This window comes from Emticicia sp. C21 (assembly GCF_003418935.1).
Classification (GTDB): Bacteria; Bacteroidota; Bacteroidia; order Cytophagales; family Spirosomataceae; genus Emticicia.
The window spans coordinates 668,365-686,010 of record NZ_QVMT01000002.1 but is presented as its reverse complement, the minus strand read 5'-3'; the positions used below and the strand labels follow the sequence as shown (position 1 = coordinate 686,010).

The 17,646-nt window shown below is 37.0% G+C and carries 19 protein-coding genes; 8 read left to right on the top strand and 11 right to left on the bottom strand.

Translation table 11 applies throughout. From position 1 onward, the window contains the following. Position 1 precedes the first annotated feature (1 nt). From D0T08_RS28210 to D0T08_RS07665, 4 genes are all read left to right on the top strand, one after another. Complete coding sequence (locus D0T08_RS28210; protein ID WP_409012909.1) at positions 2–88, top strand: IS3 family transposase; 87 nt, start codon at positions 2–4, stop codon at positions 86–88. 8 nt (positions 89–96) lie between these two features. Continuing rightward, on the top strand, positions 97–387 hold the full coding sequence (locus D0T08_RS07675; protein ID WP_147322729.1) for a hypothetical protein: 291 nt from the start codon (positions 97–99) through the stop codon (positions 385–387). Between the two features lie 40 nt (positions 388–427). Continuing rightward, positions 428–1,675, top strand: a complete 1,248-nt coding sequence (locus tag D0T08_RS07670) for a hypothetical protein (protein WP_116982005.1) — start codon at positions 428–430, stop codon at positions 1,673–1,675. A gap of 257 nt (positions 1,676–1,932) precedes the next feature. After that, on the top strand, positions 1,933–3,177 hold the full coding sequence (locus D0T08_RS07665; RefSeq protein ID WP_116982004.1) for an outer membrane beta-barrel protein: 1,245 nt from the start codon (positions 1,933–1,935) through the stop codon (positions 3,175–3,177). 3 nt (positions 3,178–3,180) lie between these two features. Here D0T08_RS07665 and D0T08_RS07660 read toward each other — a convergent pair whose 3' ends face one another. Both D0T08_RS07660 and D0T08_RS07655 read right to left on the bottom strand, forming a co-directional pair. Next, positions 3,181–3,858: a PD40 domain-containing protein gene (locus D0T08_RS07660; RefSeq protein ID WP_116982039.1), complete on the bottom strand. Its 678-nt coding sequence runs from the start codon at positions 3,856–3,858 to the stop codon at positions 3,181–3,183. A 327-nt stretch (positions 3,859–4,185) separates the two neighbouring features. Next, positions 4,186–4,779 carry a hypothetical protein gene (locus tag D0T08_RS07655; protein ID WP_116982003.1) on the bottom strand — a complete coding sequence of 198 codons (594 nt, stop codon included), beginning with the start codon at positions 4,777–4,779 and terminating at the stop codon, positions 4,186–4,188. Positions 4,780–4,868: 89 nt separating this feature from the next. Between D0T08_RS07655 and D0T08_RS07650 the strand changes: the two genes are divergently transcribed. After that, on the top strand, positions 4,869–5,303 hold the full coding sequence (locus D0T08_RS07650; protein WP_116982002.1) for a hypothetical protein: 435 nt from the start codon (positions 4,869–4,871) through the stop codon (positions 5,301–5,303). A 485-nt stretch (positions 5,304–5,788) separates the two neighbouring features. Further along, a complete protein-coding gene (locus D0T08_RS07640; RefSeq protein ID WP_116982000.1) occupies positions 5,789–6,448 on the top strand; it encodes an ATP-binding cassette domain-containing protein in 660 nt (219 codons plus the stop codon). On the opposite strand, the gene D0T08_RS07635 is transcribed toward D0T08_RS07640, so the two are convergent. The 3 genes from D0T08_RS07635 to D0T08_RS07625 all read right to left on the bottom strand — a co-directional run bounded on the left by D0T08_RS07635 (position 6,440) and on the right by D0T08_RS07625 (position 9,166). Continuing rightward, the gene (locus D0T08_RS07635) at positions 6,440–7,129 is read right to left on the bottom strand and encodes an SAM-dependent methyltransferase (RefSeq protein WP_116981999.1); all 690 of its coding nucleotides are present in this window, start codon (positions 7,127–7,129) and stop codon (positions 6,440–6,442) included. The genes D0T08_RS07640 and D0T08_RS07635 overlap by 9 nt on opposite strands. A gap of 113 nt (positions 7,130–7,242) precedes the next feature. Further along, entirely contained in the window at positions 7,243–7,881 is a 639-nt protein-coding gene (locus D0T08_RS07630) for a transposase (RefSeq protein WP_116981998.1), read from the bottom strand. Between the two features lies 1 nt (position 7,882). Further along, a complete protein-coding gene (locus D0T08_RS07625; protein ID WP_116981997.1) occupies positions 7,883–9,166 on the bottom strand; it encodes a DUF5690 family protein in 1,284 nt (427 codons plus the stop codon). A 156-nt stretch (positions 9,167–9,322) separates the two neighbouring features. On the opposite strand from D0T08_RS07625, the gene D0T08_RS07620 reads away from it, so the two are divergent. Next, positions 9,323–10,306 carry a pyruvate dehydrogenase complex E1 component subunit beta gene (locus D0T08_RS07620; protein WP_116982038.1) on the top strand — a complete coding sequence of 328 codons (984 nt, stop codon included), beginning with the start codon at positions 9,323–9,325 and terminating at the stop codon, positions 10,304–10,306. 55 nt (positions 10,307–10,361) lie between these two features. Here the strand turns inward: D0T08_RS07620 and D0T08_RS07615 are convergent, their stop codons facing one another. From D0T08_RS07615 to D0T08_RS07590, 6 genes are all read right to left on the bottom strand, one after another. Further along, positions 10,362–11,441, bottom strand: coding sequence for a hypothetical protein (locus D0T08_RS07615; protein WP_147322728.1), 1,080 nt, complete (start codon positions 11,439–11,441; stop codon positions 10,362–10,364). Between the two features lie 101 nt (positions 11,442–11,542). After that, on the bottom strand, positions 11,543–12,334 hold the full coding sequence (locus D0T08_RS07610; RefSeq protein WP_116981995.1) for a hypothetical protein: 792 nt from the start codon (positions 12,332–12,334) through the stop codon (positions 11,543–11,545). Beyond that, the gene (locus D0T08_RS07605; protein ID WP_116981994.1) at positions 12,312–12,866 is read right to left on the bottom strand and encodes an RNA polymerase sigma factor; all 555 of its coding nucleotides are present in this window, start codon (positions 12,864–12,866) and stop codon (positions 12,312–12,314) included. Before D0T08_RS07605 ends, D0T08_RS07610 begins: the two co-directional genes overlap by 23 nt. A gap of 131 nt (positions 12,867–12,997) precedes the next feature. Next, a complete protein-coding gene (locus D0T08_RS07600; protein ID WP_116981993.1) occupies positions 12,998–14,254 on the bottom strand; it encodes a hypothetical protein in 1,257 nt (418 codons plus the stop codon). Beyond that, positions 14,238–14,930, bottom strand: coding sequence for a glycosyltransferase family 2 protein (locus tag D0T08_RS07595; protein ID WP_158561216.1), 693 nt, complete (start codon positions 14,928–14,930; stop codon positions 14,238–14,240). Before D0T08_RS07595 ends, D0T08_RS07600 begins: the two co-directional genes overlap by 17 nt. A gap of 2 nt (positions 14,931–14,932) precedes the next feature. Beyond that, positions 14,933–15,952, bottom strand: coding sequence for a kelch repeat-containing protein (locus D0T08_RS07590; protein WP_116981991.1), 1,020 nt, complete (start codon positions 15,950–15,952; stop codon positions 14,933–14,935). Between the two features lie 572 nt (positions 15,953–16,524). Here D0T08_RS07590 and D0T08_RS07585 point away from each other — a divergent pair. Beyond that, positions 16,525–17,640: a family 20 glycosylhydrolase gene (locus D0T08_RS07585; protein ID WP_116981990.1), complete on the top strand. Its 1,116-nt coding sequence runs from the start codon at positions 16,525–16,527 to the stop codon at positions 17,638–17,640. Positions 17,641–17,646 lie beyond the last annotated feature (6 nt).

Below are 17,646 nucleotides of genomic sequence, written 5' to 3'. Positions count from 1 at the left end.
TATTCAGTATTATAACAAAGAAAGAATTAAACTTAATCTAAAAGGAATGAGCCCCATACAATACCGAGCGCATCATTCTAAAACTTAATAATAATTTTGTCCAAAATTTGGGGTGCAGTCCATATGGTGGGAATCTTTTTGAATGAGGACAAAAATAATTTCCAGGTACCAGCCACTAAAGTGGAGTCAGGAAAGGTTACCAATACGGTAGGAACCTTTTTGAATGAGGACAAGGATGGTTTCCGTGTACCAGCCACTAAAACGGATTCAGAAAAGGTTACCAATATGGTAGGAACCTTTTTGAACAGTGACGGCCGCAACAATATTATAAAAATGAATCCGGTTAACGCCATTCGTTTTAGATCATCTTTATTTATCAATCTGTAGATAATTTATTATATTTGAGTATTGACAAGCTATAACAAAAATGACCCCTAAGCTAAACTTCACCCTACTACTATTGCTTATTGCTTCTGTTTGTCTGGCGCAAAAAAATTTCACTAAAGCTAAAGTTATAACTATTGATAAAGATACCATCAGTGGATATGTTGATTATAAAGAATGGATAAAAAGCCCTAATCAGATTTCGTTTAAGAAAGACCTTAACCAATCTACAATCACCTATAACCCTGGTGAAATAGGGGGATTTATCATTGAATCCAATCAGGAAACCTACCATGCCCTGAACTTTGAGGTGGAGAATCTGCCCAGAAGCAGCAATAAGATTATTTATTTTAATATGAAAGAATATACCCATCGCAATAAGCGAATGGAATCTGTCAATGCTTTTGTAAGAATAGCATCTGCCGGAAAAGTTACTCTTTATCATTATGTAAATAAAGACTCTGAACCACACTTTCTTCTGAAAAAAGATAATGAACTTACCGTGCTTGTTTATCATATTGTTGAGACCAAACTGCATTCTGCCAAATTCAGAGAATATCGGAGCCAACTATCCAGCTTGTTGACCGAAGCGTGTAAGCCTCTTTCTATTTATAATACTGAATATTATGTAAGCAGTATGAGAAAACTCATAGACAATTATAATGAGTGTTTTGGCGGTGCAGTAAAAACAATATCACCACAGAAAGATAAGGGCAGATTTGAATACGGTATAATGGCCGGAGCAGGATACACAAAAATGACCCATGCGATGGCTAATCCATTCAAATATACAGAAGTAAAAGGTAATGCCAATGTTACTCCGGTTGGTGGACTGTTTCTGAATTATGTTTTTGCCAGAGGTAGAGGTAAATATGCACTTCTCAATGAATTTCACACTTATCAGACCAAAAGTTCGGCTTTTTATGATAATGAGTATTTTAATTATGATATGCGATATTTAGGTCTGCAACATTTGTTTCGCTATACTTTTTTCGTTGGGAAGCCCTCTATATATGCGTTGATAGGTTTCTCGTATGCCACTATTATTAAACAAAATAGTACCATTACCCGTAGAGATGGTTCAGTTGAAAAGCTCGTTTATTTACCTTGGGCTATCAGAAATGACGAACAAAGAGCCATTGTTGGCCTGGGTATAGGTCAGAAAAGGCTTATGTTAGAAGCCCGATATTATAGAGGGAACGGCTTTACAACAGGTGCCAATGCCACTCCGCCTAACAATAGATTAGACTTGATGCTGAAATATAATTTTGGCAGAACAGCCCCAAAATAGCCTTAGGTAAAGTATTATTTTATGCTTGATTCTATTGAAAAGTTGCTTGTATTTTTCCACTTTTCACGTTTATCAGAAATCGCTGGTCTCCCTGTAATGCATATAGTATAGTTATAAATACCTAACTCTATAAGAATCAGGCATTTAGTTGCTTAAATGTAAAATTTTACGTTTATTCGCTACTAAATAATTTTTATTCAGATTTTTAGTTATAAAAGCATTATTTCAATAATTTTGAATAAGAGAATGCTGGATTTATGAAGACTAAACTGACAATCACACTCTTGTTAATTTTTATTGTCAAATTTTGCTTTGCTCAAAGAAACTTCATCAAAGGGAAATTAATAACTGCCAATAAAGATACCCTGAGTGGCTACATTGATTATAAAGAATGGATTAAAAGCCCTCTTGAGATTTTTTTTAAGAGAGAAATGAGCCAACCCAGTTTTGTTTACAGCAGCACTGAGTTAAGTGGCTTTATTATAGATTTTAATCAGGAAACCTATACTTCATTAAGTTTTGACATCGAAAAACTATCCCGAAACGGAAGTAAGATCTTCTTCCCGAGTTTAGGCGCATACTTTAACCGGACAAAAAGACTTACTCAAAAGAATGCTTTTGTGCGGGTACTAGCCACAGGAAAAGCCACGCTCTATCATTTTGTAGACAAAGATTCTGAAGAACATTTTTTAATTAAGCAGGGCAATATGATTGAGCCTTTGGTTTATCATATTATTGAAACCGGAAACCAGACAGCTAAAATCAAACAGTATGAGGTGCAATTGTCAGAAATACTAGCCGACGCTTGTAAAAAGTTGCCGATTCAAGGTACTGCTTATTATACTAAAGACATGAAAAAGCTGGTAGACAACTATAATGATTGCTTCAAGATTATACTAAGACCTGAAATTGCCCAGAACAGCCGCGGCAAATGGGAATATGGTGTAGCAGTCGGAGTAGGATATTCCAGCATCAAACATATCATCTCTACTTCTGTTCCGCCCAATTATGTGTATGTGCAAGGGAATGGAAATATTACACCTGCCGGAGGGGTATTTTTAAATTATGTTTTTGCCAGAGGAAGAGGAAAGTTTGCTATCCAGAATGAGATACATACTTATGCACTCAAAAGTACGGCTACCGATGTCGAAAACCGTTTCCGCTACGATATTCGCTATTTAGGCATACAAAATCTATTCAGATATACCTTTTATATTGGCAAGCCCTCTATTTATTTGCTAGGGGGTATATCTAATGCCTTTATTGTAAATGATAGAAGTGTGGTTGAGAATATAGATGGAGGGCAATCTGAACTGGTATCAGCCTTTGACAGAAAAAGCGAACAGGGCTTAATTGCCGGGCTTGGTGTGAGAAACAAAAGATTAATGCTGGAGGGTAGGGCCTGCTTTGGCAATGGTTTCTCGGCAGATATTTTAAGTGTTGCTCCTACTAATCGTTATGAATTGCTCGCCAAATGGAACTTCGGACAGGTACCACAATAAGGCTTATTCTACACATAACTCATTAATCCGTCTTCTGGCAAAATCTGCACCAATCCATCTTACATCTCTCTCACTACTAAAAAAGAAATATTTCAAATCAGGCGCCAGATAAGCGCAATACTCATAGGTATTGGTATTAAACGGTTTGCCCATATTAACTCCCTTTAGCCATTTCTTATTCTTATCTAATTTAGTGCCGTATAAATCTGCCTCTCCATAACCATCGGGTGTGTTTTCTGATTTGAATATCATAAAATCTTCATCAGGCCAGATACAGGGGTCATGTTCTGAATAAGCAGAATTTATCGCCGGACCAAGATTTTCGGGCTTTGTATATTGTCCGTTTACATATCTGCTTATATAAATATCTTCCATGCCGAAGCCTCCGACCCTAGCGGAACCTAAATACATATTACCATTTTTGGCAAAGGACATATAGTATTCTACGCTATCAGAATTAACGATGGTAAGATTTTCGGGGGCAGACCATTGATCATCAGGCAGAGGAATAACATACCATATATCAAAGTCAGATAGCGTGTCTTTAGCTGTTTTAGGTCTGTTCGAGATAAAATAAAGTTTGCCATCAGGCGCAAAAGCAGGATCTGCTACCGAGTATTTATCCTTACTAAAAGGAGCAACTATGGGTTCTGACCACTTCTTCCCATCGTAGGTAATCATATAAATAGTCCAACGCCCATTTTCTGATCTTGTAAAATAATAAGATTTACCATCAGGTGAAAACGCCGAATTAAAATCAATTCCCTCTTTAGAGACAATTCCTGGCAGAAAAGTAAGTGCCGTAGAGTCAGGTAAAGGTTGGGGATAGGCAATCTGAATATTGTTCTACTGCTTAAAAGTGCATTGAATACTAATATAGCCAACAATGGCTATTATAAGAATAAAGTAAGTAGTTTTCATTAGTGAGTCTCTGATTATGCACGGAGACTCAAAACAAAATAAAAATATCAGGATTCCAATAGTTGTGTTACTTTTTTCTGACGACGCTTAGGCTAATAAACCATCTGTAAAGCTTTTCCATTGAATCTTGCTGGAACCTAAAATACCACCAAAGGCTACAAAGGTATTTCTGATTTTATCCATCAGGCTTACATCATCCAGATTAGGCTTTTCATTTCTGCCATGTACTTCAGCACTTATTTTATTACTTTCTCTTTTTACCACAAACGTATTAGTAGCAGAATCGTCATAAAAGTGTGCTATTTCATCTTTTGGTTTTTCAGGATTTGATGAAGGTCTTATCCGTATGGAAATAAATTCCTCATGTAGCTCCTCATCTTCAAAAATATCCTCAATTTTTACCCAATCATACCCATCGCCCGAATGATTCATTGGCCCGGGAATATCAATTCTGATAAAGTCTCCAATAGCAGGCATACGCTCTACCTTTTCACCTCTTCCATCAATTAAATCAAATGTGGCCTTTTCTTCGCCAGCCACTTCATGCCAGTGATTAATGGCAAGAAGCCTTTTTCTTACTACCTGAAAGTGAGATTTAGCAAGCTTTTCAGTAGAAAAAACTCTATCAGATGTAGTATCATAGGCAGTGCCTTCTCTTTGTGCCGGAACAATAGTTTTCATGATTTGTTTTAATTTGTGTATTCAAAAATTTACAGCATAAAATGGTATATTTAGCAAGTATATACGCATACTTAATCATATAAAAAATTATGCCAGACATTATGAAGCCTGTTTGGGTTTTTCAGAAAATCAGCTCATTTTCTGTTCAACAAATAGAAGAGGTTGTATTTGCTATTGATGAGGGCTCGTTTTCAGGCAATGATATGCCTTTTCTCTATGCTAATCAGACGAGTTGCCATATTAAAGAAGAAAATGGCAGATACGTTGTACATTTTCATGATGGGCACAAAGAATTTGTGACTACTGATACAAGCAGACACCAGTTAATTATGCAGGGCGAGTGGTGGTATAGAGGTGTATACACATTTACACAAGAAGAAGACTACACAAAAATTACTTATGAGATATTTAACATCGCCCAAACAGCCCGGTGGATCGCTTCTCTGATGATACTACCCGAAAAAACTACGCACGAAAAAAGATTCCATGATTTTGTCAGAAGAATTGAAGCAGTTATTAAATAAATCATTCATTGATAATATTGCTTCAGCATTCACAGAAAGTTGAAACTCCTCATTCTGTTAAAATATATTAAATCGACTCTCCTTTTTTTGATAATCAACTATTAAAAGAGATTTTTATGTCATCAATTACTCCAAAGAGCTTATTATGAATGATAGGCTATAATAAAAGGGTACCTATGACATATAAGAATGAGGATAAAACTACAAGCACTTTGGGTATATTACAAAAGTATTTGCCCGTTTACACTACTGGCAAGTTTTGGGCTTTTATACATTTATCATCAATTTAATGATGGTAAAGCCCTGTTCATTTTTTCTAAAACTATGACTCTGGTTTTAACGACTATTTTTCTGAAATTCTTTTATAGGATAGATGAATTTCCATTTTATGAGAATTTAGGCATCAAGCAAAACCACTTAATTCTGATAATAATCGGATTTGACTTATCACTCTTTGGTATACTCTTAAAACTAATCGACCTGTTATGACAAAAGATATATTAGAAGCTGATAGTGTTTATCTCGAATACAATGCCCGTACTATTCTTTCGGATGTATATGTAAGAGCTGAAACAGGTAAAGTAACAGGATTTCTAGGAAGAAATGGTTCTGGCAAAAGTAGCCTGATGCGTATCATTTTTGGTTCATTAAAAGGTAATTTTCAATCTGTGAGGCTCAATAAGCAGTATCATGAATCTTTATTAAAGGTCCCCGATGCCATTAGGTATTTACCACAAAAAAACTTTATACCAAAACAACTAAGCATTGAACAAATATGCTATTTGTTTCAGGTTCCATTCCATGTTATTACCAACGAGTTTCCGATTTTTGAAAAGTATAAACAGCAAAAATTAGGGGCATTATCAGGTGGAGAAATTCGTTTGTTTGAAGCAGTCGTTGTACTACTTTCAGATGTTAAATTTATTATATTAGATGAGCCATTCTCACATATTATGCCCTTGCATGTAGAGCAATTAAAAGAAATAATCAACAGAGAGAAATATAAAAAGGGCATTATCATTACCGACCATCTCTACAAGCACATCATGGAAATAAGTGAAGATTTGTATTTAATCAGAGAGGGTAAAACATTTAAAATACATACACATGATGATTTGGTAAGATATGGGTATCTATTAGAGTAGCAAAAATATAGTAGGCTTTTTGTGCAAATCAGGCTTTTGTTTCTTCCATTCCCTAACAGGCAATGTTCTAATTAATTCGTCTTCAGCTGTGATATTGGCAGCTATACATAGCAAAGTTTCAGGGTGTAGATTTTGTAGTGCATCCTCCAACAATTGATTGTTGCGGTAAGGAGTTTCCATAAAAATCTGTGTCTGCTGCTTGGTTTTGGCTGTTTGTTCCAGATTTTTAATGGCTTTGATTTTTGCAGGTTTATCAATAGGCAAATAGCCATGAAAAGTAAAACTCTGTCCATTAAAACCAGACCCCATTAAGGCTAATAAAATAGAACTGGGCCCAACTAAAGGTCGTACTCTATAACCCAACTGATGTGCAAACCCAATAGCTACTGCACCGGGGTCAGCAATACCCGGGCAACCTGCCTCACTGATAATCCCAGCATCACCTTTTAGTTTCTTCAATTGTGCCAAGGTTTGCTCCTGCGGTGTGTCTTTATTTAATTCAAAGAAAGTCAGTTCATCTATTACTTTACCCAATTTCAGGCTACTGATAAATCGTCTGGCAGTACGCAGGTCTTCTACAAAAAAGGTATTCAGGTGTGTTACTACTTCGATAATCTGAGGAGCTAATACACTGTTTTGTGTGTCAGGGGCTAGTATAGTGGGTATTAAGAAAATGTTCATATTGTATCACGATTTTTCAAATCGTGTGAAAGTAACTGATAAAAGAAACAATTTTATGTATCACGATTTTTCAAATCGTATAAAACAAACGATTTGAAAAATCGTGATACAAATTAAAAAGGGAAGTATTTATCGTTAACAAAAGTCCAGGGATATTCTTCCCAATTTTTTACTATTCCTGCCTTTACAGGATTCATCAGAATATAATGCATAATTCTTTTTAATTCTTCATCATTTCTTACTACACGGTCATAACTTTCACGTGCCCAGAATACGCCTTCTCGATCTAATAATTGATTAGCTTTATTAGCAATATACCTTTTTAACGAGTGCATAACTCCATACAAAGCTTTGTCTTGATTCAACCAAAATAATAAATGTACATGATTTGACATAATAGTGAAGCATATCATTTCATAACGTTTTTCATGAAAATATAAAAAGCTATCGTAGGCCAACTGAGCAATAGCAGAAGTTCTAAACCAGTGAGAGCCTGTATTCTGAGCATCAAGCAATTGATCAAATTTCCCGAAATATCTTCTGTTTTGCTCATCTGCTAGTAGTGCTTTCTTTTCATTTGGTAATTTCAGAGAATTTATACTTGCAATTGCTTTTTCATGCTCTTGATGAATTTCTTCAATTATTATTTTTGGGAGACTACCTGCTAATCGAGTTGTAACAAAATAAGCCAGTTCATTCGTTGGCTGAAAGTGAGGCAAATATCTTCGATATTCTTCCTTGATTTTGTACATCTTAGTTTTCTTTTTTACGATTTAAAAAATCGTGATACACTTTTAAATTCCACATAGAAAGCAAAATCAAAAGTATGTACACAACTGAGACAGCATAAGATAGATAGATGAAAAACTCATGATAATTGATAGTTTTCTGAAAGAAGTTTTTGTAAAAAAGTACCAGAATACTTCCCAGATAAGCATAATAATCGGCAAAGGTAATCATAAAACCAACAGTACCCGATTGTTTAAAGGCGGCAATCATCCGTTCAAAATAAAGACTGTTGCACATGGCATAAGCCATATATAATCCTAAACCCAAGAGCGTCAGCCAGCTAACCGGAGATAACACTTCTTGCTGATAAAGCAAAGTGCTAATACCAATTAAAGCCCCACCTAAAAGCATCAGACATTCGATAATCACAAAAGCCTTATAGTTATTTTGTACCCAACGCATGGCAGCCATAATCAACAAAACCGTGATGGCAATAGGTATCTCAGTCTTAGTAAAAATGGCTGAATTATTTCCATAGCCTAAGGTCTTCCATATTTCAGGAGCAAAATTATCTCTGAATTCGCGGAAAGTTGTCAGCAATATATAGGAAATAACAAAAATGGTAAGGCTCATTGTAAACTCTTTAATAAAGGCTCGTCTATCTTCTTTTTGCATAGGCTTTCTTTCTGAACGGCTAGCTTTATCTGCCGGGCTTGGTGGTGGTATCTGTGCCATTAGCCACACACAAAAGCCAAAAGGGACAAGCATAATGGCACAAGCTACAAAAGGCATCCAGAATTCACTGACTTCCAGCGTTGTCATTACCCATTTACCAATACTCTTGGCAAAGCCAGAGCCCATAATAAAAGACGCCGTTAATACAGCCACTAATAAATCGGTTACTCTCCTACCCTCCAGGAATCCAAGCATAATGCCATAGACCATACCTAATGGTAAACTTGCCAGAAATATGAAAAAGAGGTTATAAGGGGCAGGCACTAGTGCAAAAAACAGATAGCATAGCCATGATAAAAGAATAATCACAATCAGGTTTCTTGCCCGATTAGCAGGTTGCATTTCGGAGACATATTTGATTCCCAAACCCTTTGAAACTGCAAAACCTAAGACCTGTGCAGTGATAATGAGTATTTTATAATTAACCCCAAAGAAAAAGAGTTCGTCATAAGTAGCGGCGGTATAGGCACGTCTGAATGGGTAAAAAAGGAGGTAGGTAAAAAAAGCAGCAAGCGAGGTAAAAAGTATAAATGCCCATGAATGAGTGGCTAAATAGGCCTTTAGTTTTTGCATAGTGTATGAAGTGTAGGGTGATTCAAAGTTGCTCTGAGACAAAATCAGAGAAGATTAATGAAATTTTCATCGATGTATATTCCTGCAAATTTGAGAATTCCATCGGAATTACCTAATTTTACCCAAAAAATTAGCTTTTATTCTAAGCCAAAATACATGAGAGAGATACAATTTAGAGAAGCCCTGCGCGAAGCCCTTTCAGAAGAGATGAGACGTGACGAAAACGTTTTTCTGATGGGTGAAGAAGTAGCCGAATACAACGGTGCCTATAAAGTGAGCCAAGGAATGCTTGATGAGTTTGGCCCTAAACGTGTCATTGATACTCCTATCGCCGAGCTTGGTTTTGCAGGTATAGGTGTAGGTGCAGCAGCCAATGGCTTACGCCCGATTATCGAGTTCATGACTTTTAACTTCTCGTTAGTAGCCATCGACCAGATTATTAACTCTGCCGCAAAAATGATGGCCATGTCAGCCGGTCAATATACTTGTCCGATTGTATTCCGTGGGCCAACCGGTAATGCCGGACAATTAGGTGCGCAACACTCTCAAAACTTTGAAAACTGGTTTGCTAACACTCCAGGTTTGAAAGTAGTAGTGCCACATAGCCCTTATGATGCCAAAGGTTTATTGAAATCTTCAATCAGAGACAATGACCCGGTTATCTTCATGGAATCAGAGGTAATGTATGGTGATAAAGGTGGCGTTCCGGAAGAAGAATATTTAATTCCATTGGGTCAGGCCAATGTAATGAAAGAGGGTTCTGATGTAACCATCGTTTCATTCGGTAAAATGATTCCAAGAGTGGTATTACCTGCCATTGCAGAATTAGAGAAGGAGGGTATTAAAGCTGAATTGATTGACTTGCGAACCGTAAGACCTATTGACTACGCTACTGTCATTAACTCTGTAAAGAAAACCAACCGTTGTGTGGTAGTAGAAGAAGCATGGCCGTTGGCAGCGATTTCTTCTGAAATCACTTACCACTTACAACGCTACGCTTTCGATTATCTGGATGCTCCGGTTATTCGTGTCAATAATATGGATATACCTTTACACTATGCCCCAACATTGATTGAAGCGACTTTACCAAACGTAAAGCGTACCATTGATGCAGTAAAAAGCGTATTGTACAAAAAATAAGATAGAAAATCTTTACCAGAACTAAATAATCCCCGGAGCGATTCGGGGATTATTGTTATCGGCCTATTCTGATACCGAATGTCGTCAGATTCTGCGACCACCTATCTGATGCTTCGTAAGGAAGGAATCCGTTGCGGGAATCACGACGTTGGAAGAAATTGTTCACATCGCCCTCCAGAAACAAACTGAATGCCTTATAACCCACATTTAACAGTAGTCCATATCGATAAGGATTATCACTACTCCTGATTGGTATCTTAGTATCCCTTTGATTGATTGCTTTAATTTCTGAAAGAATCTGGCTCCCACCTATCAAACGACCTAGATAGGCACCGAACCCAAAATGAAATGTTTTCTGGTTATCTGACCCATAAAAATTAATGGTTGGATTAATCTTAAAATCGGCGTAGAATAATGATTGATTATAGGTATTTTCTGGGTTTCGCTTGATATTATCTGAACTCACATAATTTTCAACAGTATAATAATTGCCATTAGCTGCCGGCCGATAAATAGCTACTGTATCATATACGCTGGTATTGGTATTATTTACCCGTAGCAGATAAGAAGTTGTTTTGGTACTTACACTGCTCAGATAATACCAACTAATGTCAATTCCATAACGCAATATCACTTCTTTCCGGCCTGTGCGGATGAAACTTTCCTGCCGGGTAAGGCCAATAGTTAAATTAGGTGAAGCTATGGTTTTGTATCTGAAAAGTGCATCACTGTTTTTAAAAGCCGAACTCCCTCTCTGCAGATATTTAACCGAAGTAAAACCCAATGAAAAGTTAAGATAAGTATTACGTGTGAGCCTTTGCCACGGGGTAAGTCCCTCCAGTTCACGTTGGCGGGTGGCCTCTTTCGTATAATTATTCCCTTCGTAGTCCTGCCTGATGCTTCTTCTCACATTAGATGGCATTTCCTCCAGATCCTGATTCATTTGTCTGACGATTCTATTCAAATCGTATTTTTCTAAGGCTTTCAGGTCTTCTTTGCTTTCGCCCCACAAAACAATTCTTTTTCGTTTGCCAATGTTCACGACGATCGAATCCATGTCGGTTTTGTCGATATACATTGAAGCATAAGTATCGGCACTTATGGCAAAGAGCAGCAACAAAAGAATCTTTTTCATGTGGAAACCAGTCAGCATTCTTAAAAATACGTTCATAGGCATATAACTACGCAAACACAGATTAGTTTCGCAGATATATTTACAATCAATACACAAAGTTTTTACTTAATTGTAGAATCGGCAGGCATTGTTTCGTTTTTAAAACTTTGCTTCACAAATGCCCATATTTTATTAGGCTTATCAGGGTCTGTAGCCTCAGGGGTTTTCTCTACTTGCTTAGCTAAACGTTCATGGCGTTTTTTCTTCTTTTCTTTCGGAGCTATCACATAATCTTCATGATCTTCCGGAATCTCCAGAATAGCTACACGTTCACGTTTAACAGGAGCAGTAGCAGGTTTATCTGCCACTTTATTAGGCCTAAAAATAATAGGTGCATCAAAAATAACCGGACGTACAAAAGCAGGCTCATTTCTTGAAGTTACATTGTCATAACTAAATTCCTGCTCACCACCCTCTGTGGTCACCATATTATCAAACTCTTCATTAGGTACTTCGTTCTCAGCAATTTGTTGCGGCTCAACCTCATATACAGGTCGAATAACTCTTTTTTGAACCGGACGATTTGATGAGGTAGTGGTAATGTTTTCAGGTGTTTCAGCTAAAGGTGTAGCAGTAGTCGTTTCAGGTAAAACCGGTCGTGCAGACTTAGTAGCATCTTGATTTTTCACATTAGGGTTACTGGTAATAGTATTTCTATCTTCAAGTAAGAGATACCCACCAAATAAACTTACCAGAACAATGCTCGCAGCCACTGCTCCCCACCAGAAAGATAACTTTTTCTTTTCATCTTTCTGCTCAATACGTTGCCAAACCTCACTTTTATTCCAATCAGGAGTAAAGTCAGAATTGTCGAGATTTTCTCTGATTTTATTATAGAATTCCTCTGCTTGCATGACTTTTGTCGGTCATTAATATTTTCTTTTGTAATAATTTTCGGGCATGATTCAACTGCGACTTTGAGGTACCCTCACTGATATGCAGTTGTTCAGCAATTTCCTTATGCGTGTAGCCTTCTATGGCGTATAGGTTAAAAACTGTACGGTAACCATCAGGCAACTCGGCTATCAGCCGATAAATCTCCTCGGTCGAAATCTTATCTAAAACATTGTCATCAATCGGTATTTCGATTGCTTCACTCTCAGGCATCAGATGAAAACTGGCTTGTCTGCGCAACAGCATCAACGCTTCATTTACTACAATTTTCTTCATCCAGGCTTCAAAGGATCTTAAATTATCAAATCTGAAATTGACAATCCCCTCAAAAATCTTCAAAAAAGACTCCACCATCAAATCCTCGGCCAACATACGTTCTCGCACATACCGGTATGCTATACGATACAAAAAGCTACCATATTGCTCAAAAATTTCTTTCTGAGCAGCAGCGTCTTTGTGTCGCAGACGTTCGATTGTAGAGGTTAGAACCAAGTTTAAACGGGGCTTTTAGACTAAATGCAGAAAAGGTACAAAAAGTTGTATGGGTTAGTAAAAAAAATCGTAGCAGATGTATTTTTCTGCATAATAAAGATGCGAATTGTAATGTTCAGGCAATCAATCTATTATATCTTTTCTATACCCATAGTTTTCATTATTAATCGGATAGTATCGGTAATGAGAACCGCATGATACAATATAAGTAGTGTAACCAGATTAAAAAAGTAGCCGGCCAATGCTGTCAATGGCGTAATAAGTGCTTGTTTCGCCTTAAAAAATATCATAAGGATAAAGGGCATGATCAAGGCTAAATATCTTCCATGAAAGTAAGGAACTCTTGACGCAGCTAAAAGACATAAACATACGAATAGAATCAGAGGAATGTTTTTTCTATCCGATAAAATCTCAATGCAACACCTAAAAAAGAAAGTTACTCCTGCAAGAGCAGATAATACCATAGCAATGCTCCACGCATATTTGATAATGATCATAAACGAAAACCCGGAGAGTTGTACTGAGTAAGACCTAAGAAATGGAAAAGGTACGACTAAACCAAAAAGTAGATGAACAACAATAGCAATGAGTAATTGCATTCTTAGATTTTTAACAATAAACTCTTTTATATAAGCGAAAAAGAACATCAATGACAAGGCAAATAAGAAGACAAACACATAGATAAAATCTACATTTACAAGCTTAACATGGTGGTATGAAGAACTTTTAGGTACAAATCCACCCCAGATCCAATAGAAGTAAGCTGGCAAGGCACAGGAGCTTATCAATAATATGGCCTTTTTCCAGTAATTATCTTTAATGGTTGCAATATAATATACCGGAAAAATTAATAAGAAAATAAAGGTTTGTTTGCCTGCAATGGCAAGCGAACCACACAGACCCGTTATCAGATACCAGTACCACTCCCGATCTTCTTTTTCAAGCTTGTTTACTAAAATATAAAAGGCAAATCCAAAAAAGAAAGTCGGGTAATCTCCCATTACCCTGGCAGTCATTTGGAAAACATAGGGAGTTAATACAAGGTTATAGCCTAAGAATTTATCTGTATTTTGGGATTCTTCTTTAAGACTCTCGTTAAATAGCAAAGCCGTGAGGAATAGCCAGAAAAGATTAGCAATTCTCATTCTGACAATGTCTCCCTGGGTAATATCCATTATCAGCAGATTAAACCATGTAGTAATTATCCCTGCTGTACCCTGATAGTCACGGATGAATTCTATAGAAAATGGCGAGGACTTTGACTGTAAATTTGCATAATAAATCGACTCTGCATCTATTAACCTGTTGGGAGAGAAAATAACGAGAAACACCAGAGAAACCCAGGCTAGTATGGCGATACTTATAACTGAATTATTTTTTTGAATCATACCAGAAATACATCATAGACTTTAGGACACTCATCACACTTTTCCATTTTACACCACTTGCCTCGCCAAACTGGCGGGGATAATGCGTAATAGGCACTTCTGTGATTGTATAGTTAACCCGCATCGATTTAATAATCACCTCAGCATCATAAAATCCGTCATACGATTGCAATGGTAATACTTTATCAAAAATTTCTCTCCCGTAAATCTTTAATGCAGAATTGGTGTCCTTTAATTTTATATCAAAGAGCAACCTCAATAATTGATTATATACTTTAGATATAAACCATCGTTTGATACCATCTGCTCTTACTTGTCTTTTCCCTGATACAATGTCAAATTTTTTTTTGTAGTTATATAAACTTACTAAATCGTTCAGATTAAATTGTGCATCTCCGTCTGTATAGGCAATTGAATTATACTTCGCTAACTTTACGCCTTTCTGAAACGTATAGCCTACCCCTCTGTTTGTGCAGTTTCTATTGTAGACTAAATTTTTATATTCTCTTTCGAATGACTGCATAAGCAATGAAGTATGATCGGTACTGCAATCATCAACCACTATCAATTCAAAATTGTCGAAATTCGATTCTAGGATTGCATATGCATCAGGTACCAGATTGAGTAGTGAATTGGCATCGTTATAGGCTAATATAATTAATGAAATATCTTTCATGCTCATTGCTGTTTGAATGTATACACCCGATGAATACCACTGATGGATAATCTTGGGTGCCTACCACCTGACACTAAATGCAATTTATCACCTATCCAACCACTGATAATCCCGTGGCGAGCCTCGGGAATCCGTTCATGCTTCTCCCATGTATTTATAGCAGGGTCAAAAACCTCCATCACATCAAAGCAACTCCAGACATTCTCTCCTCCATAGGTATAAATTTTATTGTCATATACAGAAGAACCAAACCCACCTCTTGGTGTAGGTATATCAGCCATTCTTATCCATTTCCTGGTTGTAGGGTTATATTCTTCAACAAAAGCTAAATTGAATCTTAAATCATCCTTTCTTCCAGAAATCGCATATATTTTCCCATTCACACTCTCTGCTCTCAGATGATCTCGCGGATATTCCATTGAGGGCGCAGTAAACCATTGATTATATCTGATTGAATAACCAAATAAAGCACTAGAGATAGCTTTTTGTGGGTTGATACCTCCTACATACCAGATAGTATCGTTACTAATACATACCCCACCCGCACCCCTGGGTTCTGGCATAGACGCTAAGGTTTCCCAGGTATCAGAGGCTGGGTTATAGCGATATAGTGTATTCAACGGCTCCCAATTGGCAAACATAAAACCTCTTATTCTTAAAGACAGGGGTTTAAATCCACCAACCAGGTATACATATTTATCGTCTTGTACTACGCCTACATGATTGATTGGTTGTGGTGTATCTTTAATTTTTCTCCATTTCGTCGTTTCAGACGAATATTGGTATGCACTACTGTAGGTTTGTCCGAATTGATTGATACCACCAAAAATGTAGAAAGAGCCATTATGGGTGATTCCTCCGGCTTCTGTTCTCGGTTCTTGAAGCTCGGTTTCTAAGGTGAATACACCTCTTTTTGATTCAATCGGTGACGAAAGTGATACAGGACTCCAGGAAACAAACCACCATTTGGCCAGGAAATAAGCAACGAGTAATAACGATGAAAGAATGATATATTTCTTCATAAAATGAGTGTTAGATATATACAGCAATTCGAGCTTAATGAAAAGCTACGTAAAAGGGACTTAAAATTTTGTCACGAGAAGTGCCTGGTGTGTAATTAGGTTCTATGAGATAAATTAAAACCCGGATAGAAACAATTAACAAACAACAGCCATGAAAGAGGAGTATACTTCTTCATTAAAAATTTATGGTTATGTTTAGGTGTAATAATTGAGCTCTCAGGAAACTAAGATAAAATGCTTATCAATTTTATAGGACAATTGATAAAGTGGAATCAGATTCTGAGGTGTGAATGAACACTTAAACAGAAAAAGACAATAAACAACAGCGATGAAAGAGTGAAGTACTGCTTCATTAAAACATTTAGGGTTAGGTTATAGTATTCAGGCCTGCGAGACGGCCATAGTAAAACTAGCCGCAATTTACATTTTATATGAGATTGACCAAAATTAAAATTTCCTAAAGCAAATCTTTATCTACTTTTATTGCATATAAATGCCATGGCTTTTTGTATTTACTTAAAAGTGTTTCTAACTTGTAGGCTGATTCAACTCTATAAAAAACCTACACCTTTATGTTAAAACAAATCTCTTTGTTGTTTGCCATGGCTTGCCTGATTTTTTCTGAATCGTTGATGGCACAAGCAAAAATAGACAGCCTTTTGCCCATTCGTGGCTTTTGTATCGGTGCTCCACAACCTAAACAAGTAGATACCTTTGTAAAATTCATTAATGAAGAGTTAGCTACCCGAAAAGTTAATACGCTGATACTACGTGTTGACTGGAATTATCAGTTTCAAAGCCACCCCGAATTGAGGGATAGCATTGCGCTATCGAAACAGGATGTAAAGAAGATGGTAAAGGCTTGTCAGAAAAATAATATCCGCATTATTCCCCAAATCAATCTTTTAGGACATCAGTCATGGGCTAAAACTACACATAATCTGTTAAGGGTTTATCCGCAATTTGATGAAACACCCCATGTAAAAATGCCTGAAAAGTATGTATGGCCCAATGCAGATGGATTGTACTGTAAAAGTTATTGCCCACTACACCCGGAGGTACACAAAATAGTTTTTGATCTGGTAGATGAAATATGTGAAGTATTTGAAACAGACGCTTTTCACGCGGGTATGGACGAAGTATTTTATATAGGAGATGATAAATGCCCCAGATGCGGAGGCAGAGATAAAGCAGAATTGTTTGCCGGAGAAGTAAATAAAATCAGAAATCATCTGGCATTGAAAAATAGAAAACTCTGGATTTGGGGTGACCGCCTGATTGATGGCAAAACCACAGGTATTGGCATGTGGGAAGGGAGCTTCAATAATACGCACAGAGCCATTGATTTGATAGCCAAAGATGTTATGATATGTGACTGGCACTATGAAAGACCCGATCAAACGGCCTCGTACTTTGCAACCAAAGGGTTGAATGTGATAACCTGTCCTTGGCGTAACCCTAAAAACGCTGTACTGCAAACGCAGGATATGGTGAGATTCAGAAAGTCTGTTACACCTGTGATGAAAGAGCGTTATCAGGGCATGATGCAAACGGTTTGGTCTGGTGCCGGGCAGTTTCTGGATGAATTTTATGGAATAAAAGTGAATGCAGAAGCCGGAGACAATACTCAGTCTGCTTGTTTTAAGGCGATGTTTGAGGAAATTAAGAAAATAGAAGAAGGCAAATAAGAAAAC

Bases quoted from the DNA above. Each gene is read 5' to 3' on its own strand.
- D0T08_RS07650 (WP_116982002.1), top strand. From the start codon at position 4,869: ATGCCAGACATTATGAAGCCTGTTTGGGTTTTTCAGAAAATCAGCTCA.
- D0T08_RS07600 (WP_116981993.1), bottom strand. From the start codon at position 14,254: ATGATTCAAAAAAATAATTCAGTTATAAGTATCGCCATACTAGCCTGG.
- D0T08_RS07620 (WP_116982038.1), top strand. From the start codon at position 9,323: ATGAGAGAGATACAATTTAGAGAAGCCCTGCGCGAAGCCCTTTCAGAA.
- D0T08_RS07585 (WP_116981990.1), top strand. From the start codon at position 16,525: ATGTTAAAACAAATCTCTTTGTTGTTTGCCATGGCTTGCCTGATTTTT.
- D0T08_RS07610 (WP_116981995.1), bottom strand. From the start codon at position 12,334: ATGCAAGCAGAGGAATTCTATAATAAAATCAGAGAAAATCTCGACAAT.
- D0T08_RS07640 (WP_116982000.1), top strand. From the start codon at position 5,789: ATGACAAAAGATATATTAGAAGCTGATAGTGTTTATCTCGAATACAAT.
- D0T08_RS07655 (WP_116982003.1), bottom strand. From the start codon at position 4,779: ATGAAAACTATTGTTCCGGCACAAAGAGAAGGCACTGCCTATGATACT.
- D0T08_RS07625 (WP_116981997.1), bottom strand. From the start codon at position 9,166: ATGCAAAAACTAAAGGCCTATTTAGCCACTCATTCATGGGCATTTATA.
- D0T08_RS07630 (WP_116981998.1), bottom strand. From the start codon at position 7,881: ATGTACAAAATCAAGGAAGAATATCGAAGATATTTGCCTCACTTTCAG.
- D0T08_RS07590 (WP_116981991.1), bottom strand. From the start codon at position 15,952: ATGAAGAAATATATCATTCTTTCATCGTTATTACTCGTTGCTTATTTC.
- D0T08_RS07665 (WP_116982004.1), top strand. From the start codon at position 1,933: ATGAAGACTAAACTGACAATCACACTCTTGTTAATTTTTATTGTCAAA.
- D0T08_RS07615 (WP_147322728.1), bottom strand. From the start codon at position 11,441: ATGAAAAAGATTCTTTTGTTGCTGCTCTTTGCCATAAGTGCCGATACT.
- D0T08_RS07670 (WP_116982005.1), top strand. From the start codon at position 428: ATGACCCCTAAGCTAAACTTCACCCTACTACTATTGCTTATTGCTTCT.
- D0T08_RS07595 (WP_158561216.1), bottom strand. From the start codon at position 14,930: ATGAAAGATATTTCATTAATTATATTAGCCTATAACGATGCCAATTCA.
- D0T08_RS07660 (WP_116982039.1), bottom strand. From the start codon at position 3,858: ATGATTACCTACGATGGGAAGAAGTGGTCAGAACCCATAGTTGCTCCT.
- D0T08_RS07635 (WP_116981999.1), bottom strand. From the start codon at position 7,129: ATGAACATTTTCTTAATACCCACTATACTAGCCCCTGACACACAAAAC.